The following is a 1004-nucleotide window of genomic DNA, read 5'->3' on the forward strand; positions in this document are numbered from 1 at the left end:
GCCGGGACCTTGGGCGCGGTAAGCGCTGACCACATCGGGGTCGAGCTTCAGCGAAACGGCCACTTTCTTGACTTCGGCGCGCGGGCGGCCCGGCTTGCGGCGCGGCAATGTTTCCGCAGGCTGCGCATCCGGATCGGCCAACGCCGCCGCCCTGATCGCCGCATCTTCCTGTTCGGACATGCGCGAAAGCGCGGCCCGGGCGATGCCGAGGGCTTCCTCGCGGGTGCGCCTCGGCGGGATTGCTTCCCGGTGCACGGGCGCGGAGCGGGAACGACTAGAGGTTTTCGACATAACTCTCGATCTCCTTCTTCGTGGCCCGTCGCAGCGAAATCACCCGGATCGTTTCGCCGCGCTCGACATAGACCATCACACAGACTGACAGGCCGATGATCCCGGTGGCGACCAGGCGTTCCTCGCCATAGTCCGTGCTGTCGTCGATGGCGACGACCGCGTTGGCGAATCGAATTCCGGAGCGAGCTCGAAATCGATGCCGTGCTTGGCCTTATTGATCTTAGCCTTTGCGGCATCCCATTCGAAACGCATCGCCCCCGCCCGTCTCGACAATTAAGGTATTTACCGAAATTACCTTTGATTGCAAATATTCTTCTTGTAATCATTCCCTTAGCGCATGCGCCGCTGCATCGGCGAACGAGATGTCGCCCTTGATCTCGCGCATCGCCATCGAGGTGACGGTGCGGCGCACGCCGGGCAGCCGGCTGAGCTCCTCGCGCAGCATCCTGTCCAGCGCCCGCATGTCCACGGTGACGATCTGCAACAGATAGTCGGCCTCGCCGGTCGTGGCATAGCAACGGCGGATCAGCGGGTGCTTCCTCACCGCCGCCTCGAAGGCGTCCGACACCTCGAAGTCGATCGACACCTGGATGAAGGCCTCGATGTCGAAGCCGATCGCGGCCGGATCGATGCGGGTGGAATAGCTGCGGATGATGCCCTGATTCTCGAGCGCCTTCACCCGTTTCCAGCACGGCGTCTTGCTCAGTCCCACC

2 protein-coding genes are annotated in these 1004 nt (G+C 62.9%); both read right to left on the reverse strand.

What is annotated here, in order from left to right; genetic code table 11:
* Nucleotides 1-291, reverse strand: a 291-nt coding sequence (locus tag EOA60_RS38495) for a BrnA antitoxin family protein (RefSeq protein WP_206628413.1), incomplete at its 3' end; no start/stop codon positions are given.
* Between the two features lie 322 nt (nt 292-613).
* On the reverse strand, nt 614-1004 hold a 391-nt coding region (locus tag EOA60_RS34585), incomplete at its 5' end, for an Lrp/AsnC family transcriptional regulator (protein ID WP_164899841.1).

The sequence above is a fragment of the Mesorhizobium sp. M1A.F.Ca.IN.020.06.1.1 genome, from assembly GCF_004023265.1.
GTDB lineage: Bacteria > Pseudomonadota > Alphaproteobacteria > Rhizobiales > Rhizobiaceae > Mesorhizobium.